The sequence below is a fragment of the Pseudomonas sp. TE3644 genome (genome assembly GCF_056278815.1).
Window position 1 is genome coordinate 281,394 of the sequence record NZ_JBWBQF010000001.1, and the last position, 26,701, is coordinate 308,094.

Consider the following 26,701-nt stretch of genomic DNA (forward strand, 5'->3'; position numbering starts at 1 on the left):
GTATGCAGTTGAACCCGGAAATCGCGGCATTCCTTGAACTGGCCCAGTCAGGTCGGGCGCAAGGCAAGGTGCAGTCCATGGCCGACTTGAGCCCCGCGCAGGCGCGTCATGAGTTTGAGCAGACGTCGCGACAATTGGACCTTGGCCCCGACGAACCAGTGCCGGTGCAGGCCCTGAACCTGGGCGACGATTTGCCGGGCCGCCTGTACCTGGGCGGTACCGACGGCACGCCGCAGCCCACGTTGCTGTACTTCCACGGCGGCGGATACGTGGTGGGCAGTCTGGATTCCCATGACTCCCTGTGCCACAACCTGGCCCGCGGCGCTGGGTGCGCGGTGTTGGCCGTGGCCTACCGGCGCGCGCCGGAGCATCGCTTTCCGGCAGCCTGCGATGATGCATTGCAGGCGTTGCGCTGGCTGTTGGCCAACGGCGCCGAACATGGCCTGGACCCTTCGCGCATCGCCCTGGGAGGGGATAGCGTGGGGGGCAGCCTGGCCACCGTGCTGGCCAACCGGCTGGCGGCCAACCCGGCGTTGGCCGACGTGCAGCCAAGATTGCAGGTGCTGATCTATCCGGTCACCGACGCAACCGATCAGGGCGAATCCATGCAGCGTTTCGCCTCGGGATTCTTGTTGGAGGCCCGCACCCTGGAGTGGTTTTACCAGCACTATCAGACTCGGTTGGAAGACCGCCTGGACCCGCGCTTCTCGCCGTTGCTGGGGAGCGTGCCCACGCAGGTGGCGCCCATGCTGATGCTGATCGGTGATCACGACCCCCTGTACGACCAGGCGTTGGCCTACGCCCGCAAAGCGCAGGCCAGCGGCATCGCGGTGCAGTGCCAGGTGTACCCGGGCATGACCCACGACTTTGTGCGAATGGGCGCGTTGGTGGATGAAGCCGAACAGGCCCAGGTCTTGATTGCCCAGGCGCTGGCCCAGGCGTTCAAGTAGCCTGGCCCACACACAAAAAAGCCCCGTGCGGCGGACCGCACGGGGCCTTTCGGCTACTGCTGTATTACCACTTGTAGGTCAGGCTGCCGATCACTGTACGGCGGGTGCCGTAGAACACGGTGTTCTCATAGAAGCCGGGGGTGAAATACGTCTTGTCGAACAGGTTGTTCACCGACACATCCACCGAGGCGCCCTTGAGGTCTTCGCTCACGTGGCCCAGGTCATAGCGCACCGAGGCGTCCGTCAGGCTGTAGCCCGGCACCTTGACGGTATTCTTGGCGTTATAGGAGGAGCCCACGTAACGCTGGCCGGCACCCAGGCCCAGGCCTTCCAGCGGCCCTGATTGCAGGGTGTAGTCCAGCCACAGCGAAGCGGTGTTCCTGGCCACGGAAATCGGCACATTGCCCTTGAGGCTGTAGGCGGTGGCGCCGGTGCCCACGGTGTTGGCCTTGGTGACTTCGGCATCGGTGTAGGCGTACGACGCAATCAGGTCCAGCCCTTTGGTGAGCTCGGCCTTGCCTTCCAGCTCCAGCCCGCGCGAGCGCTGCTCGCCGGTCTGCACCTGGAAGCTGGCGTTGGTCGGGTCGGTGGTGGTGACGTTCTTCTGGGTCAGGTCATACACCGACGCGGTGATGAAACTGTTGCTCCCTGGCGGGGCATATTTGATGCCCAGCTCGTATTGCTCACCCTCGGTCGGCTTGAAGGTGCTGCCATCCTGGGCTGTGCCGGACGTAGGCTGGAATGAGGTGCTGTAGCTGGCGTAGGGCGTGATGCCGTTGTCGAACAGGTACGCCAGGCCCACGCGGCCGGTGAACTTGTGGTCGTACTGGGTGCTGTGGGCGTTGGCCAGGTAATCGTATTCACGGTCCGACAGCCAGTCGTTGCGGCCGCCGATGGTCAGGCGCCAGTTGTCCAGGGCCAGTTGATCCTGCACGTACAGGCCTTTCTGCACGATCACGCTTTTGCCGTCGGTGGACTTGGCGCTGTTCCACACCACCGTGCTGTTGTACACCGGGTTGTAGATGTCGACTGTCTGGTTGTTGGAGCCGGTGCGCGATTCGCGGCCCGAATAGTGGCCGTAGTCGATGCCAACCATCACGTCGTGGCTGACCGGGCCGGTGTTGAAGTGGCCTTGCAGGTTGTTGTCGAGCAGGAAGGTGTCGGTTTTCTTCGGCCGCTTCTGGTAGCCGAAGGTGTAGGTGCGGCCATCGGTGCCCAGCTGGCCGCTGTTGCGCGCACCGTTGCTGATGTAGTCGACGTCGGCTTCCATGTAGCGGAAGTTCTGGTTGAACTTCCAGTTCTCGCTCAGCTGGCGTTCGAACAGGTAGCCGATCGAGGTGTTCTCCACCTCGTATTTACTGACATGGGGATCGCCCAGGTAGGTGCTGGAAGGCACATGGCCCAGGGCGGTGTTGTGCAGGGTGCCGTTGACCGGAAAGCTCTGTTCGGCACCGCCTTCGCGGGTCTTCATGTAGCTGGCAAGCACGGTGAAGGTGGTGTCCTCGTCCGGTTTCCAGGTCAGCGACGGCGCCACGTAAGTGCGGTTGTCGGGCGAGTGGTCGACCTGGGTGCCACTGTCGCGCTTGAGGGCCACGAAACGGTAGGTCAGTTTGCCGTCGTCATCCAGCCGCCCACCCAAGTCAACGGCACCCTGCTTGCGGTCATAGTTGCCGCCCTGGATCTGCACTTCGTGGATCGGCTCGTCGGTGGGCCGCTTGCTGGTCAGGTTGACCATGCCGCCGGGGGCCATCTGGCCGTACAGCACCGAGGCGGGGCCCTTGATTACATCGATGCGCTCAAGGCCAAAGGTTTCGAAATCAGTGTCGTACTGGTTGAAACCGGTGCGCAGGCCGTCCTTGTAGATGCCAAACAGGTTGAACGAGCGAAAGCCGCGCATGTAGATGTCGGGTGCGCCTTGGCCGCCCACGTAGTCGATGGCGCGAATACCGGGGGTGTAGGCCACGGCGGAGTTGAAGTCCTGCACGCCGCGTTTGTCCATTTCGTCGCGGGTGATGACCGAGATGGACTGGGGGACCTCGTTGATCGCGGTGTCGGTCTTGGTGCCCACGGCGGAGCGGTTGGCGACGATGCCCTCGATGGGGCCGGTGATGCTTTGCACCTGGACGCTCTGCACATTGGTGTTGGGCAGGGTCAGGGCTTCGTCGGCGGCGCGGTAAAGGGTGACACTGCCATTGCTGATGGTGAAGTTCACCCCCGTGCCGTTGAGCAGCATCTGCAACGCCTGGGCCGGCTCCATCTCACCCTGCACGGCTGGCGCCCTCAGGCCCTTGATCAGGTCACTGCGGTACAGCACTTGCAGTCCGCTCTGTTGGCCCAGGGCCATCAACGCACCGGCCATGGGTTGGGCGCTGATGTTGACGGCCACCGGTGCCGCCTGCACCTGTGTGCACATCAGCGCCAGGGAGATCGCGCCGGCAGCCAGTGGCTGCCAGCGCTGGCGCACTATCCGGGCGAGCAGGGTCGGGTGCGACACAAGGGTGTTGATCATGCTTTTTATCCAGTGTTGAAGGTGGCAGATTTTTAGTTATTAGTAATGAGACGTAATTGCTGGATTAAACCTGAAAATTTTTTTGTGTTTTTTTGAGGGGCGCTTCAGCCCCGGCGGGCAGGGCGTGGCGGGCGACACGTCAATGGGCAGTCGGCGCAGTAGGGCAGGTCGGGCAGCTGATAGCGCAGGCAGCACACCCTGCGCCGTGGCTGGCCGTCAGCGGTGTCGAACTGGTAGGCACTGTGCAGCGGGTTGACGCTGCCATCGGGCAGTTGCGGGGCGCTGAACAGCGCACGCAGCTCCAGCGCACGCGCCGGGCTGATCCACTGGTGCTGCACCAGCAGGCCCAGCGCCCAGGCCAGGTAGGCGGCCACATTGCCCCACAGGGCCCTGGCCGACACCCGGCCAAAGCGGGCGACCTGCTCGATGAACGGCTGCAGGTTGTCGTGGAACAGGGCGCAGATCTGCAGCGGTGCCTGCCCGGCGCTGTCCATGATCCGGCCCGCGCTTTCCAGGACGATCAACACCGGCGTGCCGCGTTCATTGACCGCCAGCCCCAGGCGGTCGAGGGCAATCGGCAGTTGCAGCTCCAAGGCCAGGCAGCTGGCCAGCAAGGGCGGGAACAACGCCTCGAAATAGCCTTTGCTCCACAGTGAAACAATCGCCCGCCGGTCACATCCGGGGAACCGTTGGCTGTACAGGCCCAGCAGGTGGGTCAGCGTGGCGTCGTCCAGCAATTGGCTGGCGCGCAGGGTGGCCTGGTGAGGGTCCAGTGAAAAGCGATGCAGGGCCGGCAGCCGCGCATCGTCCTGCAGGGCCTGCAGGCGTTGCTCGGCGGTGGCGGGCAGCGGCGGGCGGCTCATGCCTTGCGCATCAGCCAAATGAAATAAGGGCAACCGATGCAGGTGGCGAACAGCCCGGCAGGAATCTGGAACGGGTAGATCAGGTTGCGCCCCAGCCAGTCGGCGATGACCATGATCAGCGCGCCCACCAGCATGGCGCCCAGCGCCTGCTGTGCGGCACTGCGCAAGCCCAGCAGGCGGGCGATATGCGGCGCCATCAGGCCCACGAAACTCAGCGGGCCGATAATCAGGGTGGCGGCAGCGCTCAACAGCGCCACCATCACCAACACGCACACACGTGCAAGGCCGATATTGACGCCCAAGGCCTGGGCAGTGGGCGAGCCCATGGGCAGCAGCTCCAGCCACCGCAGCAACAGCGGGGTCAGGCTGGCCAGCACCAGGCAGCAGGCCACGGCCAGGACGGCTTCGGCAGCGCTGACCTGATAAGTGGAACCGGACATCCAGCTCAGCAGCCCGACCATGCGCGGGTCGCCGCTGGACAGCAGCACCGTCACCACCACGCTGAACACCGTGGTAATGGCGATGCCGCTGAGCAGCACCCGTTCGGGGACAAAATGCGCACGCACGTTCAGGGCAAACAGCACCGCCATCATCAACAAGGCGCCGAGCGCGCCGACCAGCAACTGTGTGCCGCGCTCCGGTGCACTCACCAGGAAGGTCAGGGCAATCACCGCCATGGCGGCGCCCTCGCTGATGCCCAGTACCTCGGGGCTGGCCATGGGGTTGCCGGTCAGGCGCTGGATGTACAGTCCGGCCAGCGCCAGCATCACCCCGGCCGCCACGGCCGCGCACACCCGTGGCGCGCGCAGGGCCAGCAGGCCTTGCCACTGGCTGTTGTCGGCCCATTGCCAACCGGCCGGGCCCTGGCCCACAAACAGGGCGACGCCGATCAGGCTGGCCAGCAGAAGGCAGCCCAGCCCCATCCAGGCCCGTGGCTTGGCCAGCGGCCTGAACGCCGCAGTGCGCGCCACCGGCAACTGGCGCGACGGCCGCAGTTGCGGCAGCAGCCAGATCAGCAGGGGGGCACCCAACAGCGCCGTGGCAATGCCGGTTGGAATTTCCCGATAGCCCATGGGGTAGCGCAGCACAATCTGGTCGGTGAGCCACAGCAGCACGGCGCCAATCAACGGCGCCCAGATCAACCGTGATTGCAGGCGCCGGGCACCCAGCAGGCGGGCCAGGGTTGGCGCCGCCAGGCCGACAAAGCTGATCACCCCGACCGCAGCCACGGTGACTGCGCTCAGCAAGACCGCCAGCAGCACGGCGACAATCCGCACCCGGTTGGCGTTGAGCCCCAGGCTTTTCGCACCGCTGTCTTCCAGCCCCAGCAAGGCCAGGGGGCGAGCCAGCAGGGCCAGGGCGAGCGTGGCGAACACAACGTAGGGCGTCATGAACCGCACCGCGCTCCAGTCCAGTTGGCCCAGCGAGCCGCTGCCCCATATGAACAGGCCCATGAGGTAGTCGTGGTTGAACAGGGTCATGGCTGCGCCAAAGGCGCCGAAGCACAGGCTGATCACCAGGCCGCCGAGAATCAGGGCAATGGGCGAGAATGCCTGGCGTGCGGCGAGGCCAATCACCAGGCCCGCGGCCAGCAGCGCACCGGCCAGGGCCGGCCATTCCCGGCCCCAGCTCAACAGGCCGGGGGCGAACAGGCTGCACAGCACCAACGCCAATTGCGCGCCCGAGGCGATGCCCAGGGTGCCCGGCTCGGCCAAGGGGTTGCGTAGCGCCTGTTGCAGCACGGTGCCGGCCAGGGCCAGTGCGTAGCCGCACAGCCAGGCAGTGACGATGCGCGGCAGTACGCTGAAATGCAGAATCAGCTGGCGCATGTCCTGGGCATCGGGGGCCAGCACGGCCTGCAGCCAGAGGGCACCGGGCAGTTGCCGTGCGAATCCGGCCAGGGTCAGTGCCGCAGCGATCAGCGCCGCCAGCAGCACCGGCCAGAACAGGTGACGGGGGCGGGGGGCGGGGAGCTCATGCATGTTGGGTCTCCGGCAGACGCTCGGTCAGCAGCCGGGCGAACTCGCCGGCAGCAGGCAGCGCGCCGAAAAACAGCACCTCGGGCAATTGCACCAGTCGCCGCTGGCGCACGAAATCCAGGCGGTTCCAGATGGGGTTGTCCGGCAGGCTGTCCTGCAGCCCCGGCGCACTGTTGAAGTACACCAGGCTGGCCTGCGGGGTATCGGCCAGGCGCTCCAGGCCAATGGTGGCGTAGCCCCAGGTGTTGGTTTCGCCGCTCCAGGCATTGCGCAGGCCCAAGCGGTCCAGCACATCCTGGAACAGGCTGCGGTGCCCGAATACCATGGCCCGGCGGTTGTCCACCAGGCTGATCACATACAGGGGGCGGTCGTGCAGGCCCTGCAAGGCCTGGCGAGACTGCTGCAGTTGCGCTTCGAGCTGGTCGATGCACACCTGCGCCTTGGCGTCGCGCCCCACCGCCTGGGCGATCTGGCGGGTGGTGAGCGCGGCCTGCTCCAGGGGATGCCCCTGCGGGCTGGCGAACGAGAAGGCCTGCACCGGCGCAATCGCCTGCAGGCGTTCGCGCAGGGCATTCTGATAGCTGTTGATGAAAATCTGCCCGGGAGCCAGTTGTGCCAGCAGTTCCAGGTTCGGTTCCTGGCGCAGGCCCAGTTCGAGCACCGAGGCGGGCAGGGCCGGTACTCGCACCAGGTGCCGGTAGCGGTCGATTTCGGCCATGGCGGCCAGCGGGGCGCCGAGTGCCAGCAGGGTCTGGGCAATGCTCCAGTCCAGCGTCACCAGCGGGGATGGGTTGGCGAAGGCAGGCAACCAGGGATACAGGGCGAGGCCCGCCAGGCCGAGCAGGCAACGGCGTCGGCCAAGGGCGGGCCTGTACAGGGCTGGTCCGGGCATGGGTCAGGCGGCAGTCAGTTCGTCGAGCACCTTGCCGGCCTCGAGTTTGAGCAAGTGGTCGGCACAGTCGAAATAGCGGTCATCATGGGAGATCACGATGATGGTCTTGCCCAGCGCCTTGAGGCTGGGCAGCAACTCGTTATAGAAAATGCGCCGGAAGGTCGGGTCCTGGTCGGCTGCCCACTCGTCAAATACCAGCACCGGGCGTTTTTCGGTCCAGGCCTGCAGCAGGGCCAGGCGCTTGCGCTGCCCGGTGGACAGGTCAGTGGTGGAGAACTTGCCTTCCTTGATATTGACCTTGTGGGATATTTCCAGGCGTTGCAGGTATTGCTCGGCGTCCTGGGGGATTTCTTCGTCGGCCTGCACCAGGTCGTCGAACAGGAAATAGTCGGAAAAAATGGTCGTGAACAGTTGCCGGTAGTCATCGCAGGTCTGTGGTGTGACCGCTTGACCATCCAGCAGGATCGCACCCTGCTGCGGGACGTAAAGGCCCAACAGCAGCTTGATCAGCGTGGTCTTGCCGCAGCCGTTCTCGCCAACGATGAATAGGATCTCGCCGCGCTTCACCGTCAGGTTCACCGGGCCCAGCACGAACGGCGGTGTACCGGGTTGCTGTGGGTAGGTGTAGCGCACGTCGCGCAGTTCCAGGCTGTCGATGCTGGTTTGCACCGGGCGGGTATCGGCCAGCATCAGGTGGGGCTCGGGTGAGGAGAACTGGGCGGACAGGTCGGCAATGCGCTTGAAGGCCACCTGGGCACGGCTGACGATGGGCAGGGTGCCGATCAGGTGCTCGAGCGGGCCTTTCATGTACAGCAACACCAGAATGAACCCGCTCAGTGTCGCCCTGTCGGTGCTTGGCCACAGGGTCTGGTAGCCCAGGGCTACGCCGATGACGATGAAGAACAACGTCGACCCGAACCCCTTGGCCACCACGAACAGCTTGATCGAACGCACCTGGATGTCGCAGATACGCTGGGTAGTGCCCTTGAGTTTGTCCTCGAACAGACGCAGGCGGCGGCCCCGGTTAATGCGCAGTTCCTTGGCGCCCTCGGAGATGGCCCGGTATTGTTTCTGCAGTTCGTCTTCGTGTTCGCGGGCTTCGAAGAAACCCTTGATGCCGCGTACCCGCGCCAGGTACTGCACGGCGCTGCCTATCAGTACGGCTACCACGGTGGTGAGGAACATGGGCAATGACAGGTTGGCCAGGTAGGCCAGGCAGCCCAGGGTCACGCTCAGCGAGACCGCCAGTGGTGCCAGCACAAAGGCGAAGTCGCTGATGGTGTCGACATCGTGGGTCAGTACCGGCGTCAGGCGGTGGCTGCGGTAGCTTTCCAGCTGGTCGATGGGCGCCGACAGAATACGGCTGCCCAGGTCGACACGCAGGCGGGCAATCACGTGCTGCCCGACGTAGTTGGTGCCGATGTCCGACAGGATGGAACCCACCAGCGCCACGGCGCACAGGCCGGCGAAGGCCAGCAGCAGGCCCATGTTGCCCGCTTCGCTGCTGTGCAGGCTGGTGTTGATGGTGGCCAGCAGGCCGGTGATGCTCAGGCCACCCAATATCCCCAGGACAATGGACAGAAGCAGGATGCCGCGCATGGGCTTGAGAAGGCTCAGAAGTTCGGCGAGCGTGCTGCGTGGATGCATGGACATCGTGGCAATCCTTTTTGCATGGACGCCGGGAGGCGCCTGTACGTGGGTCATCCTTATAGGACGAACGAGCGCAAAAAAAATTGATCACTAAATCGATCGCTGCGTATTTCGTCCTCCAAGTGCGTACGTCACTTCGTCAATCGCCCTCGTTGGCTGGCTTGTGAGCCGCCGTGCCACGCGTCGGGAACGGGGCTGTACCAAGGAAATCAGATGCGTTTCAAGAAACTGGCAGTACTGGTTGCAATGGGGTGGGGCGCAGCCAGTCTGATGCCCCAGGCCCAGGCGGAGCCCGCCAGGGGCACGCCGCTGAGCGTGACCACGCTCAAGCATTACTCGCGGGCCGAGATCGAAAAGGGCATCGGGCCGCGCAAGGCGTTCGTCGGCACGCCGCGTTGCGATGTGCGGCTGGTGGAGGTGGTGTATGCCACCGAAGGGGTGCACCACGAGCCCGCCAAGGCCTCGCAGATGCTGCTGTTGCCCGAAGGTCCTGGCTGCGAAGGCCCCGCACCGTTGCTTGGCTGGGCCAGGGGCACCGAGACCCGGCGTGATTCGGCCCAGGCCGAGTTGTTGCTGGCCAACGGCAACAGCCCCTTGATGAGTTTTTTCGCCAGCCAGGGCTATGTGGTCTCCGCCACCGACTACCTGGGCCTGGGCAAGTCCGACTACCCCTTCCACCCTTACCTGCACAGCGACACTGAAGCCAGCGCCATCATTGATGCGTTGCGCGCAGCGCGGCTGAGCGGGGCGAAGCTGGGCGCGCACTTTTCCGGCAAGGTGATGCTGGCGGGTTATTCACAGGGCGGGCACGCGGCCATGGCGGCCCAGCGAGCGATCGAGCAGGGGTATGCGAAGGAGTTCGACCTGGTGGCGAGTGCGCCCATGTCCGGCCCCTACGCCTTGCAGCAGACCTTCATCGATGGCTGGTCCGGCACCACGGCGCAGGGGGCCAACGCGCTGGCGCCCTACCTGTTCGCTTACGCCACGGTGAGCATGGAGAAGGTTTACGGCGATATCTACAAACAACCGCAGGACCTGTTCCAGCAGCCGTATGCCGCTACGGTGGAAAGCCTTTTGCCCGGCCCCCAAGGGATCTTCGAGCTGGCCGGCCACAACAGCCTGCCCCTGGACCGGCTGCGCCAGCCGGCGTTTACCCAGGACTTCATCGCCAATGCGCACAACCCCTTGCGCCGGGCCTTGGCGCACAACGACCTGCTGGACTGGAAGCCGGTGACCCCCACCGTACTGTGTGGCGCAGGCCGCGACGCCGTGGTGGAGTTCAAGAACGCCGAGCTCGCCAGCGCCGCGTTTGCGCGCCAGGGTGCCAAGGTGCGGGTGATCGACGTGGACAGCGACATTGCAGCAAATGTCGATGGCGTCCACGTGCACACTCAGTGGGGGGCTTATCTGTGCCTGGGCGCAGTGCGTACCGCGTTGCTGGACCCGGCGCGCTGATCAGCGCAGGTAGCTGATGGGCGCGCCCCCTTCGGGGTGCGCCATCACGCCCATGGGAATACCGTAGATGGCTTGCAGCATGTCTGCCTGCATCAGCTGCGTGGGCGTGCCGGTGGCCAGCAGCCGGCCGCCGTGCAAGGCAATGAAGCGGTCACAATAGCGTGCCGCCATGTCGATGCCGTGCAGCACCAGCAGCACGCCCAGGTCCAGTTGCTGGCTGAGTTCGCGCACCAGGGCCAGCACTTCCACCTGATGGGCAATGTCCAGTGCCGAGATAGGTTCGTCCAGCAGCAAGTACCGGCTGTTCTGCGCCAGCAGCATGGCGAGCCACACCCGTTGCCGTTCGCCGCCCGACAGGCTGTCCACCAGACGGTCGGCGAACACCCGCGTATGGGTGAGCTCCATGGCCCGTTCGACCTGTTCGTGGTCTTCGCTGCCAAAACGCCCCAGCGCGCCGTGCCAGGGGTAGCGGCCATAGCGCACCAATTCGCGGGCGGTCAGGCCGTCGGCGGCCGGCAACTGCTGGGGCAGGTAGGCGACTTGCCGGGCAAAATCGCGCTGCCCCCAACGGTCCAGGGGTTTGCCGTCGAGGCGGATCTGGCCGCAGGTCGCGGTGTGCTGGCGCGCCAGCAGCTTGAGCAGGGTGGATTTGCCCGAACCGTTATGGCCGATCAGCCCGACCATGTGGCCATGCTCGACCGTCAACGCGACAGGGTGCAGCAAGGTGCGTTCAGGCAGGCTGAAACCGACGTCATCGAGTTCGAACATGGGGCTCCCGGGGCGAGCGTGGAGAGGAAAAACAGCACGATAAATTAAAACGATAATTATTAGCAACTTGCCGTGCGCCCGCGAATTGCCTTACTTCATGAAGTTAAATTTCCTACAGACCCTCTCGTCACCTTTGGTAAGCGTTCCATGAGGACGCAGCTTCTGGGCGATGCGCCGGGCCTTTGCGAGCCACTGAAACAGGGGCCGGGGCGGCAGTCGCATGAATCGACTAATGGATCGAAAGGTATAGGCGAGATGACTCAATCGGTATCTACAACGGCCCCACTGGATGTGCTCGGCATCGGCTTCGGCCCTTCCAACATCGCCCTGGCCGTCGCCCTGGAAGAATTGGCAGTCAAGCGTGGACGGCACCTGGATGCATTGTTCCTGGATCGCCAGCAGGATTACCGCTGGCATGGCAACACCCTGGTGGCGCAGAGCGAGTTGCAGATTTCGTTCCTCAAGGATCTGGTGACGCTGCGCAACCCCACCAGCCCGTACAGCTTCGTCAATTATCTGCACCAGCATGGCCGCCTGGTGGACTTCATCAACCTGGGCACGTTCTACCCCTGCCGGATGGAATACAACGACTACCTGCGCTGGGTGGCCGGGCATTTCACCGAGCAATCGGCCTATGGCGAGAACGTGCTGGCGGTTGAACCGATCCTCAGCAACGGCAGCATTGAGCAACTGCGCGTGCTGTCCGAGGATGCGCAAGGGCGCGAGCAGGTGCGTCATACCCGATCCGTGGTACTGAGCACCGGCGGTACGCCGCGTATCCCCGAGGTGTTCCGGCCCCTGAAGGACGACGCCCGGGTATTCCATCATTCACGCTACCTGGAACGCATGAGCACTCAGCCGTGCAGCCAAGGGCAGCCCATGCGCATTGCCGTGATCGGCGGTGGCCAAAGCGCGGCGGAGGCGTTCATCGACCTCAACGACAGCTTCCCATCGGTACAGGTGGACATGGTGCTGCGTGCCGCGGTGCTGAAGCCGGCCGATGACAGCCCCTTCGTCAACGAAATCTTTTCGCCGCAGTACACCGACCTGGTGTTCAACCAGGCGGAGCCGGAGCGTGAACGCCTGATCAATGAGTACCACAACACCAATTACTCGGTGGTGGACCTGAATCTGGTGGAGCGCATCTACTCGATCTTTTATCGCCAGAAAGTCTCGGGCCAGCCCCGTCATGGCTTCCTGTGCCGTCGGGCCATCGAATCGGCCAAGGCCGGCGCCGAGGGCATCGAGTTGGTGCTGCGTGACCTGGCAACGGGCGATACCGAAGTCCAGCGTTACGATGCCATCATCCTTGCCACCGGCTACGAGCGTATTTCCCATCAGCAGATTCTGGCGCCGCTGGCCGAGTACCTGGACGAGTACCAGGTAAACCGCGAGTACCGGGTGCAGGCCGATCCGCGCCTCAAGGCGCCGGTGTTCATCCAGGGGTTCAGCCAGTCAAGCCACGGTTTGAGCGACACGTTGCTGTCAGTGCTGCCGATTCGCGCCGAAGAGGTGGCCACTGCGCTGCATGAAAACCTGAAGTCTGGCTTCGATGGCGCCCCAGCCCGCCAGCCGGCACGGGTCAGCAACGCCTGACGCTGTTGCCGGGATCAGCGCTGCCGGTGTCCGGGGGCGTTGGTGAACAAGGGGCGGATGCCACGGCATTTCGGATAATCGGCACACCCCCAGAACTCACCGCCGGCGTTGCGGCCGCTACGCGCAATCCGAGTGACCATGGGCTTTTGACAGAAGGGGCACGACGGCGCTGCCTGGGCAGGTTGGACGGGCGGCGGCGTCGGTACATCGGGCGCGGCCGCAGGCTGTGCCGGTGCCGCTTGCGCGCCCTTGTTGGCTGCGGCGATCCAGCGCTTGAGCCGCATGCCGTCCACCAGCTTCAGGTTGCGACCGCTGGCGAACTCGCGTGCCGGTTCGGTGAAGCGGCCACTGGTGACCACGAAACCGCCCACGGCCCCCTCCGCCGCCATCGCCCCATACAGTTCGCGCACCACAGGCACGCCCACCTGCAAGGCACGCCAGTGCTTGCACTGCACCAGGTATTTCTCGCCGTCCTTGCGGGCTATCAGGTCGACGCCACCGTCGGGGCCGCTGGCGCCGGTTTCCTCGACGCTAAAGCCCTGGCGGCGCAACGCCTCACCCACCAACAGCTCGAACTCCTGCCAGCTGAAATCGTTGACGGCATGGCCGGTGTTCAGCAGCTCGACGCGTTTGCGCCGGCCGAGGAAGGACGTCAGCGCGCCCATGACGAAAATCAGCGGCAGCAGGAATTGGCCGATGGTTGCCAGGGTTTTGAACGCGGTGTGCAGCATCATCGAGTCCAGGTGCTGGATGTCGCTGGTGATGACGGCAGGGGCGGTGGCGACGCTGTGCAGGTAAACCCCGGAGGCTACGGCCAGGATCAGGCTGGACCACCAGGGGAGCCGGCTGGCCAGGTAGAGGAGGTCGTCAAGGGTGGAGGTTTTTTTGGCCATGGGGGGATGTTCTGTCGGGTGGAGGAGAGGCGTGAGGCGCGAGGGTAGCATTTTGCTCCAGCAGCCATTTTCTTGAAACCGCGTTGCCTGCATCGTGCTGTAGCCGCTGCCGCCAGGCAGCGCTGGCCCGTGTGAACCCTGAAAAATATTCAGCGAGGCTCAGGGCCCGCGCAGCCTGGCGGCAGCGGCTACAGAGCCCTTCTCGCAGTTGCACCGGCCTTGAAACCGCGGCGTCTGCATCGCGACCAAGGTCGGCTCCTACGCGGTCCGTGGTAGGAGCCGGCCTTGGCCGCGACGCAGGCGACGCCGCGCTGTAGCCGCTGCCGCCAGGCTGCGCTGGCCAGCGTAAACCCTGAAAATATTCAGCGAGGCTCAGGGCCCTTCTCGCGGTAGCAATTGCCTTGAAACCGCGGCGTCTGCATCGCGACCAAGGTCGGCTCCTACGCCGTCCGTGGTAGGGGCCGGCCTTGGCCGCGATGCAGGCAACGCCGTCCTGTAGCCGCTGCCGCCAGGCTGCGCTGGCCAGCGTAAACCCTGAAAATATTCAGCGAGGCTCAGGGCCCTTCTCGCAGTAGCACCTGTCTTGAAACCGCGTTGCCTGCATCGCGACCAAGGTCGGCTCCTACGCGGTCCGTGGTAGGGGCCGGCCTTGGCCGCGATGCAGGCGACGCCGCGCTGTAGCCGCTGCCGCCAGGCTGCGCTGGCCAGTGTGAACCCTGAAAATATTCAGCGAGGCTCAGGGCCCTTCTTGCAGTAGCACCTGTCTTGAAACCGCGTTGCCTGCATCGCGACCAAGGTCGGCTCCTACGCGGTCCGTGGTAGGAGCCGGCCTTGGCCGCGATGCAGGCGACGCCGCGCTGTAGCCGCTGCCGCCAGGCTGCGCTGGCCAGCGTAAACCCTGAAAATATTCAGCGAGGCTCAGGGCCCTTCTTGCAGTAGCACCTGTCTTGAAACCGCGTTGCCTGCATCGCGACCAAGGTCGGCTCCTACGCGGTCCGTGGTAGGAGCCGGCCTTGGCCGCGATGCAGGCGACGCGGTCCTGTAGCCGCTACCGCCAGGCTGCGCTGGCCAGTGTGAACCCTGAAAATATTCAGCGAGGCTCAGGGCCCGCGCAGCCTGGCGGCAGCGGCTACGGGGCCCTTCTCGCAGTTGCACCTGCCTTGCAACCGCGATGCAGGCGACGCGGTCTTTTGATGTATGTCGCCTGCAGGTACAACAAAAAAGCCCCGGCTCTCTCGAGACCGGGGCTTCTTGTTTGCCGTAACGCTATTAAACGTTAAAGCGGAAGTGCATCACATCGCCGTCCTTGACGATGTAATCCTTGCCTTCCAGGCGCCACTTGCCGGCTTCCTTGGTACCGGCCTCACCCTTGTACTGGATGAAGTCGTTGTAGGCGATCACTTCGGCGCGGATGAAGCCTTTCTCGAAGTCGGTGTGGATCACGCCCGCGGCCTGTGGCCCGGTGGCGCCGACCTTGACGGTCCAGGCGCGTACTTCTTCGACACCGGCGGTGAAGTAGGTCTGCAGGTTCAGCAGCTCGTAACCGGCGCGGATCACGCGGTTCAGGCCAGGCTCTTCCAGGCCCAGGGCCTCCAGGAACATGTCCTTCTCTTCACCGTCGTCCAGCTCGGCGATTTCGGCTTCGATCTTGTTGCACACCGGTACCACGATGGCGCCTTCTTCTTCGGCGATGGCGCGGACTACGTCCAGGTGCGGGTTGTCTTCGAAACCGTCTTCGGCGACGTTGGCGATGTACATGACCGGCTTGCTGGTCAGCAGGTGGAAGCCACGGATCACCAGCTTCTCGTCGTCACCCATGTTCTTCATCAGGCTGCGCGCAGGCTTGCCGTCGGTGAAGTGGCTGATCAGTTTTTCCAGCAGGCCTTTCTGGACCACTGCGTCCTTGTCACCGCCCTTGGCGTTGCGCGCAACCTTCTGCAGTTGCTTCTCGCAGCTGTCCAGGTCGGCGAAGATCAGTTCCAGGTCGATGATCTCGATGTCGCGCTTGGGGTCGACGCTGTTGGAGACGTGAATCACGTTCTCGTCTTCGAAGCAGCGGACCACGTGGGCGATGGCGTCGGTTTCGCGGATGTTGGCCAGGAACTTGTTGCCCAGGCCTTCACCTTTCGAGGCGCCGGCTACCAGGCCTGCGATGTCGACGAACTCCATGGTGGTCGGCAGGATGCGCTTTGGATTGACGATGGCTGCCAGGGCGGCCAGGCGTGGATCCGGCATCGGCACGATACCGCTGTTCGGTTCGATGGTGCAGAAGGGGAAGTTCTCGGCCGCGATACCCGATTTGGTCAGGGCGTTGAACAGAGTGGACTTGCCGACGTTGGGCAGGCCGACGATACCGCAATTGAAACCCATGGTGATTCCCTCTTCGTGGAGTCAGGCCTTTTGGCTGTGCAGGTTTTTCATCGCGCGATTCCACTCGCCGGCGAAGATATCCGGCAACACGCCGAGGGCAAAATCGATACTGGCGTCCAGTTTATCCTGCTCGGCGCGTGGCGCACGGCCCAGGACAAAGTTGGATACCTGACTGGCCACACCCGGGTGGCCAATGCCAAGCCGCAGACGGTGGAAGCCGTTGTTGTTGCCCAGCTGCGCGATGATGTCGCGCAAGCCGTTGTGCCCGCCGTGGCCGCCGCCCAATTTGAGCTTGGCAACGCCTGGGGGCAGGTCGAGTTCGTCGTGGGCCACCAGAATGGCGTCTACCGGGATGCGGTAGAAGTTCGCCAATGCCGCCACGGCCTGGCCGCTGCGGTTCATGTACGTGGTGGGGATCAACAGGCGAACATCATGGCCCTGATGGCTGAAACGCGCCGTCAGGCCGAAATACTTGCGATCGGCTACCAGGCTGACGCCTTGTTTGGCAGCGATGCGCTCAACGAAAAGAGCCCCTGCGTTATGCCGGGTCTGTTCGTATTCTTGGCCGGGGTTACCCAGGCCAACGATCAGTTGAATGGCGGTCACGACAGGGGCTCTTCCTTGGAATCGAATTGAACATCGCCACCGGCGTGGCCGGTGGCATCAGTGGACGAGGTCAGCTGTGTAAACTTCGCGATCTCGTCCGCTAATGCTACCGCGATGTCATTTCAACTCCGGTTGCCGAGTAAAATTACTCTGCAGCGTCAGCTTCTGGAGCTACACGTGGAGCGTGGACGTTGGCAACAGCCAGGTCGTTGCCGTGAGCCAGGGCTACGAACTCAACGCCTTTGATGGCTTTGAGGTCGGACAGGTGAACGATCGAACCGATTTCGGCGTTGGCCAGGTCGACTTCGATGAACTCAGGCAGATCCTTGGCTTCGCAGGAAACTTCGATCTCGTTGATGACGTGAGAGATCTCGCCGCCTTTCTTGACCGGTGCTTCTTCGTTGATGAAGTGCACTGGAACGATGGCGGTCAGTTTCTGGCCGGCAACAACGCGTACGAAGTCAGCGTGCAGGATGAACTGCTTGGCTGGGTGACGCTGCATGGCCTTGACCACGACGTTTTGCTTGGTGCCGTCAACATTCAGCTCGATAACGTGGCTGTAGGCAGCTTCGTTTTCGAACAGCTTGGCGATTTCTTTGGCCAGGATGCTTACGGATTGAGCTTCTTTGTCGCCACCGTAGATTACGGCTGGGACTTGGGAGGCGAGACGACGCAGGCGGCGGCTCGCACCTTTCCCCAGGTCGGTACGCGCTTGGGCGTTCAGAGTGAAATCAGTCATTTTACATCTCCAAAATAGCCATGCCCGGGGAACGTTTGCGACCAGCGTCAAACCGGGATGGGCAAAAAAGCCCCGCCCCAACGGAAGTGTTGGGGCGGGGCGCTTTTCGTCAACGGGGTGTTCGCAGGGCAGGGCCCTTAGCGGAACATCGCGCTGATCGATTCTTCATTGCTGATGCGGCGGACCGCCTCGGCAACGACCGGTGCGATATCCAGTTGACGGATACGGACACAGGCCTGTGCTGCAGCGGACAGCGGGATGGTGTTAGTGACCACCAGCTCGTCCAGCACGGAATTTTCAATGTTCTCGATCGCCCGACCCGACAGCACAGGGTGTGTGCAGTAGGCAAAGACCTTGGCAGCGCCATGCTCTTTCAGGGCTTTCGCCGCGTGGCACAGGGTGCCGGCGGTGTCGACCATGTCATCGACCAGAATACAGGTACGCCCTTCGACGTCGCCGATGATATGCATCACTTCGGAGTGATTGGCTTTCTCACGGCGCTTGTCGATGATACCCAGATCAACGCCCAAGGACTTGGCAACAGCACGTGCACGCACGACGCCGCCGATGTCCGGGGACACGATCATCAGGTTCTCGAAGCGTTGATCTTCGATGTCATCCACCAGAACGGGGGAGCCGTAGATGTTATCTACCGGAATATCGAAGAAACCCTGAATTTGGTCAGCATGCAGATCTACCGTGAGAACACGGTCGATCCCCACCACGGTGAGCATGTCAGCAACGACTTTCGCGCTGATGGCAACACGTGCGGAACGCGGACGGCGATCCTGGCGGGCATAACCAAAGTAAGGAATCACCGCAGTGATTCGGGACGCTGAGGAGCGGCGGAAGGCATCAGCCATCACAACCAGTTCCATCAGGTTATCGTTCGTCGGAGCGCAAGTCGGCTGAATGATAAAGACGTCTTTACCGCGGACGTTTTCATTAATCTCAGTGCTGATCTCGCCGTCGGAGAACTTACCGACAGAGACATCACCCAGTGGGATATGCAGCTGACGTACTACACGCCGAGCCAGATCGGGGTTAGCGTTCCCCGTAAAGACCATCATCTTGGACACGCGCAGTACCTGCCGGCTGAGGGTATACCTGGATGAGTATAAGGAAAATGGCAGGGGCGGCTGGATTCGAACCAACGCATGGCAGGATCAAAACCTGCTGCCTTACCGCTTGGCGACGCCCCTGTATCTGTTGCTACGAGTGCCCAGCACTCGTTTCCTGTGACAGACTCTGTAGTTTACGGTGCAACATGGAGATGTTGCTGCCTTTGGCTACAAACCCTGTAAGGGTATCTGCAAGAAGGTGCGAAACTTTATCAGCTTCCGCTTTGCTTGGGAAGGCCCCAAACACACAACTTCCAGTTCCGGTGAGTCGTCCATCACCAAATTTCTTCAGTGAATTCAAGGCGTTAAGTACTTCTGGATAACGTCTTGTGACTACCGCTTCGCAGTCATTTCTGCTGTTTCCCTTGGGAACGGGGCGCACTTTAATGGGAAGTGAATCGCGTGTCAACAACGGATCTGAAAAAATTTCTGCTGTACTAACAGCGACTTGCGGGACCAGCACCAGATACCAGGGTTCTTCGGGCTCGGCCGGGGTGAGGATTTCGCCCACGCCCTCGGCAAATGCCGCGTGGCCGCGCACGAATACCGGCACGTCGGCGCCCAGCGACAGGCCCAGCGTGGCCAGGCGATCGATGTCGATGCCGGTGTTCCACAAATGGTTCAGGCCCAGCAGGGTGGTGGCGGCATCCGAACTGCCGCCGCCGATGCCGCCGCCCATGGGCAACACCTTGTTCAGCCAGATGTCGGCGCCCAGGGCGGTGCCGGACAAGTCCTTGAGCTTGCGCGCCGCTTTCACGATCAGGTTGCTGTCGTGGGGCACGCCCTCTATTTCGGTGTGCAGGCGGATGTCGCCATCTTCGCGCACGGCGAATTGCAGCTCGTCGCCGTGGTCGAGGAATTGAAACAGGGTTTGCAGCTCATGGTAGCCGTCGGCGCGACGGCCCAGGATGTGCAGCATCAGGTTGAGCTTGGCCGGGGCGGGCAGGGTCAGGCGTGGCTGGGTCATGTCAGTGCCCCAGCTGCCGTGGCTGCCAGCTTTTGACCACCAGGGTCACGTCCAGGTCGCGGCCGTGCAGTTTGATGCGGTCGGGCAGGGTGTAGCCGTTCTGCTCGGTGTAGCTCAGGTATTCCACGCTCCAGCCATCCTGTTGCAGGCTGGCCAGGCGGCTGTCGCCGTCCAGGGTCAGCTTGCTCTTGGTGTCCGGTGCGGGCAGGCCGCGTACCCACCAGACCAGGTGTGACACGGGCAGGTCCCAGCCCAGTTGTTCGCCCAGCAGCTGCTCCGGGGTGGTGGCTTCATAACGGCCCTGGTTGGCCACTTCCAGCACCACCTGGCCCGGGCGACCGGTCAGGCGGGCGGCGCCACGGCCCAGCGGGCCGGACAGGCGGATGTCGTAGTAGTCCTGGCGCTGCAGCCAGAACAGCGTGCCGCTGCCCGAGTCCTTGGGCGCGCGGATGCCGACCTTGCCGTCGATCTGCCAGCCGTCGAGCTGGGCCAGTTGCGTCTTGTGGATGCCCCATTGTTGCGGGTTGCCCTGGCCCTGCAGGGCCTCGCGGGTACCCAGGCCGGTACAGCCGGCCAGCAGGGCGATCAGGGTAAAGGTGATGCAGTGGCGCAAGAACATAAGCTTATAAAGTCTCGGATCCGGTCAGGCGCAGCACGGTGCTGCGCAGGGTAGGGCTGTCGGGTTGTTCCTTGAGGTACTTGGCCCAGATATCGCGGGCCTCGCGCTGTTTGCCGTTGGCCCACAGCACCTCGCCCAGGTGCGCGGCCACTTCCTGGTCGGGGAAGCCGGCCAGGGCCTGGCGCAGCAGGCGCTCGGCTTCATTGAGGTTGCCCAGGCGGTAGTTGACCCAGCCCAGGCTGTCGAGCACGGCCGGATCGTTGGGGTTGATCTTGTGGGCCCGTTCGATCAGGTCCTTGGCCTCGGCGTAGCGCGTGGTGCGGTCCGACAGGGTGTAGCCCAGGGCATTGAGGGCCATGGCGTTGTCGGGTTCGCGCTTGATGATGGCGCGCAGGTCGGCCTCCATCTGCGTCAGGTCGTTGCGCTTTTCGGCCAGCATGGAGCGGGTGTACAGCAGGTTCAGGTCGTCGGGGTAGGTCTTCAGCGCCTTGGCCAGCAACTGCCAGGCCTGGTCGGACTGATTGTTGTTGGTCAGGGTCTCGGCTTCCACCAGGTACAGCTGGATGGCGTAGTCAGGCTGGGCTTCGCGGGCCGCCTCCAGGCGCTTGCGTGCCTCGGCCACGCGACCGCTGGCCATCAGGATATCGGCCTGGCGCAGTTGCGCAGGCAGGTAGTCATTGCCGCCGCCGACCTTCTCATATTCGGCCAGGGCGCCTTGCGGGTCGCCTTTCTCCTCGGCGATGCGGCCCAGGTTCAGGTGCGCCGAATCAACGTGGGCGTCGCGGTCCACCAGCTCTTGCAGGTACACGGCAGCTTCGTCCCAGGCCTTGGCTTCCAGGCATACCAATGCCAGGGAGTAGCGCAGTTCGTCGTCTTCAGGGTACTGCTGCACCAGCGCGGCGAACTGCACCTTGGCATCGGCCATGCGGTTCTGTTCCACCAGCATGCGTGCGTAAGTCAGGCGCAGGCGTTTGTCGTCCGGGTACTGACGCATGCTTTTTTCCAGCAGCGGCAGTGCTTCCTTGCCGCGCTCCAGCAGTTGCAGCAGGCGGGCACGCAGCAGGATGGGGGCAATTTCGCCGTCCTGGGGCGGGTGGTCTTCCAGCAGCGTCAGGGCGCCCTGGTTGTCGCCGTCCTGTTGCAGCAGCAAGGCCTTGCCGAAGATCAACTGGTTGTTCTTGGGGTATTTGGCCAGCAGGCGGTCAAAACTTTGCAACAGGCCGTTGCGGGTGTCCTGGTCGGTGTCGGCGGCCGACAGGGCCAGGAAGTCGAAATGGGTGTCGCCCTGGCCCTGCAGGACCTTCTCCATGTACACCATCGACTCGTCGTAACGGCCATTGCGCGCCAACTGAATGGCGGCAGCGCGTTGGGCGTCGAGGTCGTTGGGGGCGTTTTTGGCCCACACCAGTGCGGTGTCCAGCGACGCCTGGTCGGCGCCCACGTATTCGGCGATGCGGAATGCACGCTCGGACACGGCTGGGTCCTGGGTCTTGCGGGCCTGATCCACGTAGTTGTCCAGGGCAATGTCGAAGCGGTTGCGCTGGCCGGCCAGCTCCGCGGTCAACAGGCTGAAGACGGTGTCTTCAGTGAACGAGCCGTACACCACCGGTTTCTCGGCGGGTTTGGGGGTGCTGTCCTGGACGGCAGCGGTGTCTTGGTGCTTGCCTGGTTGCCAGGCCTGGCAACCGTTGAGCAACACAAAGGCTAGGAACAACGCGGAGGATCTATTCATAGGGAGTTTTGGCGACTTACCTGCGGTCGGATCATCATGACACAAGCCTGTGGGCAAACCCATAAGCGATGGCACCTGCGAGGGTAGACTATTAGGACAATAGACGGCGGTGGTTGTTCTGCGGCGGACTAAGTAGGACAATTGTCGGCTTATCGACATCATCAGCGACCTTGAATGGCCTTCCTTGCCCTCGGTATCAACCATAAGACTGCTTCGGTGGACGTGCGCGAACGCGTGGCCTTTACCCCCGAACAGCTGGTTGAAGCCTTGCAGCAGCTCTGCCGCCTGACTGACAGCCGCGAAGCTGCGATCCTCTCTACCTGCAACCGTAGCGAGCTGTATATAGAACAGGACCACCTGGCCGCCGAAACGGTGCTGCGCTGGCTGGCCGACTATCACCAGCTCAGCTACGAAGAACTGCGTGCCAGTGCCTACGTGCACCAGGACGACGCGGCCGTGCGCCACATGATGCGCGTGGCCTCGGGCCTCGATTCCCTGGTATTGGGCGAGCCGCAGATTCTGGGCCAGATGAAGTCGGCCTATGCCGTGGCGCGCGAGGCCGGTACCATTGGCCCATTGCTGGGACGCTTGTTCCAGGCTACGTTCAGTGCCGCCAAGCAGGTGCGCACCGACACGGCCATTGGCGAGAACCCGGTGTCGGTGGCGTTTGCCGCAGTCAGCCTGGCCAAGCAGATCTTCAGTGACTTGCAGCGCAGCCAGGCCTTGCTGATCGGTGCGGGCGAGACCATCACCCTGGTCGCCCGCCACCTGCACGAGCAGGGCGTGAAGCGTATCGTGGTGGCCAACCGCACGCTGGAGCGCGCCAGCACCCTGGCGGCGCAGTTCGGTGCGCACGCGGTGTTGCTGTCGGATATCCCGCAGGAACTGGTCAACAGCGACATCGTCATCAGCTCCACCGCCAGCCAGCTGCCGATTTTGGGCAAGGGCGCGGTGGAAAGTGCGCTGAAGCTGCGCAAGCACAAGCCGATCTTCATGGTCGATATCGCCGTGCCACGGGATATCGAGCCTGAAGTCGGCGAGTTGGACGACGTTTACCTGTACAGCGTCGATGACCTGCACGACGTGGTGGCCGAGAACCTCAAGAGCCGCCAGGGTGCCGCCCAGGCGGCCGAGCAACTGGTCAGCGGCGGTGTCGATGATTTCATGGCGCGCCTGCGCGAGCTGGCGGCCGTTGATGTGCTAAAGGCGTACCGCCAGCAAAGCGAACGCCTGCGCGACGAAGAATTGCAAAAGGCCCAGCGCATGCTGGCCAATGGCAGCAGCGCTGACGAAGTGCTGGTGCAACTGGCGCGCGGGCTGACCAACAAATTGCTGCATGCCCCCAGCGTGCAGCTTAAAAAGCTGTCTGCCGAAGGCCGCCTCGATGCGCTGGCCATGGCCCAGGAACTCTTTGCCCTCAACGAGGGCTCCACGGATAAACCCCCGCAATGAAAGCGTCACTGCTCAATAAACTGGATACCATCCAGGATCGTTTCGAGGAACTGACCGCCCTGTTGGGCGACGCCGAGATCATTTCCGATCAGGTCCGTTTCCGCGCCTTCTCCCGTGAATACGCGGAGCTGGACCCGGTCGTGGCCGGCTACCAGGAATGGTGCAAGGTGCAGTCCGACCTTGAGGGGGCCCAGGCCCTGCTCAAGGACAGTGACCCTGACCTGCGTGAAATGGCCGTCGAGGAAGTGCGCGACGCCAAGGATCAGTTGGTGGTGCTTGAGGACAACCTGCAGCGCATGCTGCTGCCCAAGGACCCCAACGACAGCCGCAACGTGTTCCTGGAAATCCGCGCCGGCACCGGCGGCGACGAGGCGGCGATTTTCTCCGGCGACCTGTTCCGCATGTACTCGCGCTATGCCGAGCGTCGTGGCTGGCGGGTCGAGATCCTGTCCGAGAACGAAGGCGAACACGGTGGCTATAAAGAGGTGATCGCCCGTGTCGAGGGCGAGAACGTCTACGGCAAGCTGAAGTTCGAATCCGGTGCCCACCGCGTACAGCGCGTGCCGGAAACCGAGTCCCAGGGCCGCATCCACACCTCGGCCTGCACCGTGGCCGTGCTGGCCGAACCCGACGAGCGCGTGGCGATCGAGATCAACCCGGCCGACCTGCGCGTGGACACCTTCCGCTCCTCGGGCGCGGGCGGTCAGCACGTCAACACCACCGACTCGGCCATCCGCATCACCCACTTGCCCACCGGCACTGTGGTGGAATGCCAGGAAGAGCGTTCGCAGCACAAGAACCGTGCACGCGCCATGGCCTGGCTGTCGGCCAAGCTCAACGACATGCAGACCAGCGCCGCCGCCAACGCCATCGCCAGCGAGCGCAAGCTGCTGGTGGGCTCGGGCGACCGTTCCGAGCGCATTCGTACCTATAACTTCCCGCAGGGCCGGGTCACTGACCACCGCGTCAACCTGACCCTGTATTCCCTGGACGAGATCATGGCCGGGGGGGTGGACGCGGTGATCGAGCCGTTGCTGGCCGAATACCAGGCAGACCAACTTGCGGCATTGGGTGAGTAAATGACGATCATTGCCAGTCTGCTCAGAAGCGCCGAACTGCCGGAATCCCCGACGGCGCGCCTGGACATCGAATTGCTGCTGGCCGCAGCCCTGGGCAAGAACCGCAGCTACCTGCACACCTGGCCCGAGCGCATTGTCACCACCGAGGCGGCGGCCACGTTCAGCGAGTACCTGGAGCGTCGTCGTGCCGGCGAGCCGGTGGCCTATATCCTCGGCCAGCAGGGCTTCTGGAAGCTCGACCTGGAAGTGGCCCCGCACACCCTGATCCCGCGCCCGGACACCGAGCTGCTGGTGGAAACCGCCCTTGAGCTGTTGCCCGCCACCCCGGCCAAGGTGCTGGACCTGGGCACCGGTACCGGCGCCATCGCCCTGGCCCTGGCCAGCGAGCGCGGCGGTTGGCAGGTGACGGCGGTGGACCGCGTGGCCGAGGCCGTGGCCCTGGCCGAACGCAACCGCGAGCGCCTGCGCCTGGGCAATGTGCGCGTGCTGGAAAGCCACTGGTACGGCGCCCTGCAGGGCGAGCGCTTCGACATGATCATCAGCAATCCGCCGTACATCCGCGCCGCCGACCCGCACCTGGTGGCCGGTGACGTGCGCTTCGAGCCTGCCAGCGCGCTGGTGGCCGGCGATGATGGCCTGGACGACCTGCGTACCATCATCGCCCAGGCGCCACAGCACCTGGCATCGGCAGGCTGGCTGTTGCTGGAACATGGCTACGACCAGGCCGCCGCCGTGCGCGAACTGTTGGCCAAGCATGATTTCGAGCAGATCGAGAGCCGCGAAGACCTGGGTGGCCACGAACGCATCACCCTGGGCCGCCTGATATGTTGAGCGACGAGGAGCTGCTGCGCTACAGCCGCCAGGTGCTGCTGTCGCAAGTCGATATCGACGGCCAGCTAAAGCTCAAGGCCAGCCGCGCGCTGATCGTCGGCCTCGGCGGCCTGGGGTCGCCGGTGGCCTTGTACCTGGCGGCAGCCGGCGTGGGTGAACTGCACCTGGCTGACTTCGACACGGTGGACCTCACCAACCTGCAGCGCCAGGTGCTGCATGACACCTCGACTGTCGGCATGTCCAAGGTCGACTCGGCGTTGCAGCGCCTGGAAGCGATCAATCCCCAGGTGACACTGGTGGCCCATCGCGCAGCCCTGGATGAAGACTCCCTGGCGGCCGCTGTCGCCGCCGTGGACCTGGTGCTGGACTGCTCCGACAACTTTGGCACCCGCGAAGCGGTCAATGCCGCGTGCGTGGCTGCCGGCAAGCCGCTGGTCAGCGGTGCCGCGATTCGCCTGGAAGGGCAGTTGTCGGTGTTCGACCCACGCCGCCCTGAAAGCCCGTGCTACCACTGCCTGTATGGCCACGGCAGCGAAACCGAACTGACCTGCAGCGAAGCCGGTGTGGTCGGCCCGTTGGTAGGCCTGGTCGGCAGCCTGCAAGCCCTGGAAGCCATGAAGCTGCTGGCCGGTTTCGGTGACCCGCTGGTGGGCCGCCTGCTGCTGGTGGATGCCCTGGGCAGCCGCTTCCGCGAACTGCGCGTCAAGCGCGACCCTGCGTGCAGCGTGTGTGGACCGGCCCATGGCTGAGGCACCGGTCGGCGTCTTCGACTCCGGCGTCGGTGGCCTGTCGGTGCTGGGCGAGATTCATGCCCTGCTGCCTCAGGAATCCTTGTTGTACGTGGCCGACTGCGGCCACATTCCCTACGGCGAAAAATCCCCGGCGTTCATTCGTGAGCGCTGCGTGGCGGTGGCCGAGTTCTTCCGCGAGCAGGGCGCCAAGGCCCTGGTGCTGGCCTGCAACACCGCCACGGTGGCGGCGGTGGCCGACCTGCGCGAACGCTACCCCGATTGGCCCATCGTAGGCATGGAGCCGGCGGTAAAACCTGCTGCGGCGGCCACGCGCAGTGGCGTGGTCGGCGTGCTGGCCACCACCGGCACCCTGCAAAGCGCCAAGTTCGCCGCGCTGCTGGACCGCTTCGCCAACGACGTGAAGGTGGTCACCCAGCCATGCCCGGGCCTGGTGGAACTGATCGAAACCGGCCAGTTGCACAGCGATGCCATGCGAACGCTACTGCAGCACTACGTGGCACCGCTGCTGGCCGCCGGCTGCGACACCTTGATCCTGGGCTGCACCCACTATCCCTTCCTCAAGCCGCTGCTGCGCGAGATGATTCCGGGCAACGTTATCCTGATTGATACCGGCGCCGCGGTGGCCCGTCAGCTTCAGCGTCTGCTGGAGCAACGAGGGCTGCTGGCCAGCGGGCCCGCGTTGGACACGCGCTTCTGGACCAGTGCTGATCCTCAGCACTTCAGAAATATCCTGCCTATGCTATGGAAAAAATCTGACAACGTTAGTGGCTTTGTACGATAAATCATCGTAAAAAACCCTAATGGCGATGAACCATCATCGGTCACCGGATTTCTATAGTTTTGTCTTCACGACGCATAAAACCAAAAAACGGCATTAG

General features: G+C 63.7%; 22 protein-coding genes and 1 tRNA gene. 8 read left to right on the forward strand and 15 right to left on the reverse strand.

Going from position 1 to position 26,701, the window contains the following annotated elements:
* The first annotated feature begins 2 nt into the window (after window positions 1-2).
* Window positions 3-950, forward strand: coding sequence for an alpha/beta hydrolase (locus ACZ9GA_RS01185; protein WP_457357740.1), 948 nt, complete (start codon window positions 3-5; stop codon window positions 948-950).
* A 64-nt stretch (window positions 951-1,014) separates the two neighbouring features.
* Here ACZ9GA_RS01185 and ACZ9GA_RS01190 read toward each other — a convergent pair whose 3' ends face one another.
* The 5 genes from ACZ9GA_RS01190 to ACZ9GA_RS01210 all read right to left on the reverse strand — a co-directional run bounded on the left by ACZ9GA_RS01190 (window position 1,015) and on the right by ACZ9GA_RS01210 (window position 8,846).
* Entirely contained in the window at window positions 1,015-3,459 is a 2,445-nt protein-coding gene (locus tag ACZ9GA_RS01190; protein WP_457357738.1) for a TonB-dependent siderophore receptor, read from the reverse strand.
* 104 nt (window positions 3,460-3,563) lie between these two features.
* Window positions 3,564-4,322 carry a siderophore-iron reductase FhuF gene (gene fhuF / locus ACZ9GA_RS01195; protein ID WP_457357737.1) on the reverse strand — a complete coding sequence of 253 codons (759 nt, stop codon included), beginning with the start codon at window positions 4,320-4,322 and terminating at the stop codon, window positions 3,564-3,566.
* Window positions 4,319-6,304 carry a Fe(3+)-hydroxamate ABC transporter permease FhuB gene (gene fhuB, locus ACZ9GA_RS01200; protein ID WP_457357736.1) on the reverse strand — a complete coding sequence of 662 codons (1,986 nt, stop codon included), beginning with the start codon at window positions 6,302-6,304 and terminating at the stop codon, window positions 4,319-4,321. The genes fhuF and fhuB overlap by 4 nt, the downstream gene beginning before the upstream one ends.
* Complete coding sequence (locus ACZ9GA_RS01205) at window positions 6,297-7,109, reverse strand: ABC transporter substrate-binding protein (RefSeq protein WP_476226123.1); 813 nt, start codon at window positions 7,107-7,109, stop codon at window positions 6,297-6,299. The genes fhuB and ACZ9GA_RS01205 overlap by 8 nt, the downstream gene beginning before the upstream one ends.
* 87 nt (window positions 7,110-7,196) lie before the next feature.
* A complete protein-coding gene (locus ACZ9GA_RS01210) occupies window positions 7,197-8,846 on the reverse strand; it encodes a cyclic peptide export ABC transporter (RefSeq protein WP_457357732.1) in 1,650 nt (549 codons plus the stop codon).
* Window positions 8,847-9,056: 210 nt separating this feature from the next.
* Between ACZ9GA_RS01210 and ACZ9GA_RS01215 the strand changes: the two genes are divergently transcribed.
* The gene (locus ACZ9GA_RS01215) at window positions 9,057-10,298 is read left to right on the forward strand and encodes a lipase family protein (protein WP_457357730.1); all 1,242 of its coding nucleotides are present in this window, start codon (window positions 9,057-9,059) and stop codon (window positions 10,296-10,298) included.
* Here the strand turns inward: ACZ9GA_RS01215 and ACZ9GA_RS01220 are convergent, their stop codons facing one another.
* Window positions 10,299-11,066: an ATP-binding cassette domain-containing protein gene (locus ACZ9GA_RS01220; RefSeq protein WP_457357728.1), complete on the reverse strand. Its 768-nt coding sequence runs from the start codon at window positions 11,064-11,066 to the stop codon at window positions 10,299-10,301.
* A gap of 255 nt (window positions 11,067-11,321) precedes the next feature.
* Here ACZ9GA_RS01220 and ACZ9GA_RS01225 point away from each other — a divergent pair, with 255 nt between their 5' ends.
* Window positions 11,322-12,662: a lysine N(6)-hydroxylase/L-ornithine N(5)-oxygenase family protein gene (locus tag ACZ9GA_RS01225; RefSeq protein WP_457357726.1), complete on the forward strand. Its 1,341-nt coding sequence runs from the start codon at window positions 11,322-11,324 to the stop codon at window positions 12,660-12,662.
* A gap of 14 nt (window positions 12,663-12,676) precedes the next feature.
* Here ACZ9GA_RS01225 and ACZ9GA_RS01230 read toward each other — a convergent pair whose 3' ends face one another.
* The 9 genes from ACZ9GA_RS01230 to ACZ9GA_RS01270 form a co-directional block, all read right to left on the reverse strand.
* On the reverse strand, window positions 12,677-13,555 hold the full coding sequence (locus tag ACZ9GA_RS01230) for a restriction endonuclease (protein ID WP_457357724.1): 879 nt from the start codon (window positions 13,553-13,555) through the stop codon (window positions 12,677-12,679).
* A 1,269-nt stretch (window positions 13,556-14,824) separates the two neighbouring features.
* On the reverse strand, window positions 14,825-15,925 hold the full coding sequence (gene ychF / locus ACZ9GA_RS01235; protein ID WP_457357722.1) for a redox-regulated ATPase YchF: 1,101 nt from the start codon (window positions 15,923-15,925) through the stop codon (window positions 14,825-14,827).
* A 21-nt stretch (window positions 15,926-15,946) separates the two neighbouring features.
* Window positions 15,947-16,531, reverse strand: coding sequence for an aminoacyl-tRNA hydrolase (gene pth / locus ACZ9GA_RS01240; protein WP_008373249.1), 585 nt, complete (start codon window positions 16,529-16,531; stop codon window positions 15,947-15,949).
* Window positions 16,532-16,676: 145 nt separating this feature from the next.
* Window positions 16,677-17,270, reverse strand: coding sequence for a 50S ribosomal protein L25/general stress protein Ctc (locus tag ACZ9GA_RS01245; RefSeq protein ID WP_455921839.1), 594 nt, complete (start codon window positions 17,268-17,270; stop codon window positions 16,677-16,679).
* Between the two features lie 137 nt (window positions 17,271-17,407).
* Window positions 17,408-18,349: a ribose-phosphate pyrophosphokinase gene (locus ACZ9GA_RS01250; RefSeq protein ID WP_008373254.1), complete on the reverse strand. Its 942-nt coding sequence runs from the start codon at window positions 18,347-18,349 to the stop codon at window positions 17,408-17,410.
* A gap of 48 nt (window positions 18,350-18,397) precedes the next feature.
* Window positions 18,398-18,472: transfer RNA gene (locus ACZ9GA_RS01255), tRNA-Gln, on the reverse strand.
* 10 nt (window positions 18,473-18,482) lie between these two features.
* Entirely contained in the window at window positions 18,483-19,358 is an 876-nt protein-coding gene (gene ispE, locus ACZ9GA_RS01260; protein ID WP_457357720.1) for a 4-(cytidine 5'-diphospho)-2-C-methyl-D-erythritol kinase, read from the reverse strand.
* Between the two features lies 1 nt (window position 19,359).
* Entirely contained in the window at window positions 19,360-19,977 is a 618-nt protein-coding gene (gene lolB, locus ACZ9GA_RS01265; RefSeq protein WP_457357718.1) for a lipoprotein insertase outer membrane protein LolB, read from the reverse strand.
* A 4-nt stretch (window positions 19,978-19,981) separates the two neighbouring features.
* Window positions 19,982-21,709 carry a tetratricopeptide repeat protein gene (locus ACZ9GA_RS01270; protein ID WP_457357717.1) on the reverse strand — a complete coding sequence of 576 codons (1,728 nt, stop codon included), beginning with the start codon at window positions 21,707-21,709 and terminating at the stop codon, window positions 19,982-19,984.
* A 174-nt stretch (window positions 21,710-21,883) separates the two neighbouring features.
* Between ACZ9GA_RS01270 and hemA the strand changes: the two genes are divergently transcribed.
* Genes hemA through murI form a run of 5 tightly spaced genes read left to right on the forward strand, consistent with a single transcriptional unit; the run spans window position 21,884 to window position 26,604 of the window.
* Entirely contained in the window at window positions 21,884-23,161 is a 1,278-nt protein-coding gene (gene hemA, locus ACZ9GA_RS01275) for a glutamyl-tRNA reductase (RefSeq protein WP_457357715.1), read from the forward strand.
* On the forward strand, window positions 23,158-24,240 hold the full coding sequence (gene prfA, locus ACZ9GA_RS01280) for a peptide chain release factor 1 (protein ID WP_455921844.1): 1,083 nt from the start codon (window positions 23,158-23,160) through the stop codon (window positions 24,238-24,240). Before hemA ends, prfA begins: the two co-directional genes overlap by 4 nt.
* Complete coding sequence (prmC, locus tag ACZ9GA_RS01285; RefSeq protein ID WP_457357713.1) at window positions 24,241-25,071, forward strand: peptide chain release factor N(5)-glutamine methyltransferase; 831 nt, start codon at window positions 24,241-24,243, stop codon at window positions 25,069-25,071. It abuts the gene before it with no gap.
* Window positions 25,065-25,820, forward strand: a complete 756-nt coding sequence (locus ACZ9GA_RS01290) for a molybdopterin-synthase adenylyltransferase MoeB (RefSeq protein ID WP_457357711.1) — start codon at window positions 25,065-25,067, stop codon at window positions 25,818-25,820. Before prmC ends, ACZ9GA_RS01290 begins: the two co-directional genes overlap by 7 nt.
* Window positions 25,813-26,604, forward strand: coding sequence for a glutamate racemase (gene murI, locus ACZ9GA_RS01295; RefSeq protein WP_457357709.1), 792 nt, complete (start codon window positions 25,813-25,815; stop codon window positions 26,602-26,604). The genes ACZ9GA_RS01290 and murI overlap by 8 nt, the downstream gene beginning before the upstream one ends.
* Window positions 26,605-26,701 lie beyond the last annotated feature (97 nt).

Bases quoted from the DNA above. Each gene is read 5' to 3' on its own strand.
- ychF (WP_457357722.1), bottom strand. From the start codon at position 15,925: ATGGGTTTCAATTGCGGTATCGTCGGCCTGCCCAACGTCGGCAAGTCC.
- ACZ9GA_RS01185 (WP_457357740.1), top strand. From the start codon at position 3: ATGCAGTTGAACCCGGAAATCGCGGCATTCCTTGAACTGGCCCAGTCA.
- prmC (WP_457357713.1), top strand. From the start codon at position 24,241: ATGACGATCATTGCCAGTCTGCTCAGAAGCGCCGAACTGCCGGAATCC.
- ACZ9GA_RS01230 (WP_457357724.1), bottom strand. From the start codon at position 13,555: ATGGCCAAAAAAACCTCCACCCTTGACGACCTCCTCTACCTGGCCAGC.
- murI (WP_457357709.1), top strand. From the start codon at position 25,813: ATGGCTGAGGCACCGGTCGGCGTCTTCGACTCCGGCGTCGGTGGCCTG.
- fhuB (WP_457357736.1), bottom strand. From the start codon at position 6,304: ATGCATGAGCTCCCCGCCCCCCGCCCCCGTCACCTGTTCTGGCCGGTG.
- ispE (WP_457357720.1), bottom strand. From the start codon at position 19,358: ATGACCCAGCCACGCCTGACCCTGCCCGCCCCGGCCAAGCTCAACCTG.
- ACZ9GA_RS01215 (WP_457357730.1), top strand. From the start codon at position 9,057: ATGCGTTTCAAGAAACTGGCAGTACTGGTTGCAATGGGGTGGGGCGCA.
- ACZ9GA_RS01290 (WP_457357711.1), top strand. From the start codon at position 25,065: ATGTTGAGCGACGAGGAGCTGCTGCGCTACAGCCGCCAGGTGCTGCTG.
- prfA (WP_455921844.1), top strand. From the start codon at position 23,158: ATGAAAGCGTCACTGCTCAATAAACTGGATACCATCCAGGATCGTTTC.
- fhuF (WP_457357737.1), bottom strand. From the start codon at position 4,322: ATGAGCCGCCCGCCGCTGCCCGCCACCGCCGAGCAACGCCTGCAGGCC.
- hemA (WP_457357715.1), top strand. From the start codon at position 21,884: ATGGCCTTCCTTGCCCTCGGTATCAACCATAAGACTGCTTCGGTGGAC.
- ACZ9GA_RS01190 (WP_457357738.1), bottom strand. From the start codon at position 3,459: ATGATCAACACCCTTGTGTCGCACCCGACCCTGCTCGCCCGGATAGTG.
- ACZ9GA_RS01270 (WP_457357717.1), bottom strand. From the start codon at position 21,709: ATGAATAGATCCTCCGCGTTGTTCCTAGCCTTTGTGTTGCTCAACGGT.
- ACZ9GA_RS01225 (WP_457357726.1), top strand. From the start codon at position 11,322: ATGACTCAATCGGTATCTACAACGGCCCCACTGGATGTGCTCGGCATC.
- ACZ9GA_RS01220 (WP_457357728.1), bottom strand. From the start codon at position 11,066: ATGTTCGAACTCGATGACGTCGGTTTCAGCCTGCCTGAACGCACCTTG.
- lolB (WP_457357718.1), bottom strand. From the start codon at position 19,977: ATGTTCTTGCGCCACTGCATCACCTTTACCCTGATCGCCCTGCTGGCC.
- ACZ9GA_RS01245 (WP_455921839.1), bottom strand. From the start codon at position 17,270: ATGACTGATTTCACTCTGAACGCCCAAGCGCGTACCGACCTGGGGAAA.
- ACZ9GA_RS01210 (WP_457357732.1), bottom strand. From the start codon at position 8,846: ATGTCCATGCATCCACGCAGCACGCTCGCCGAACTTCTGAGCCTTCTC.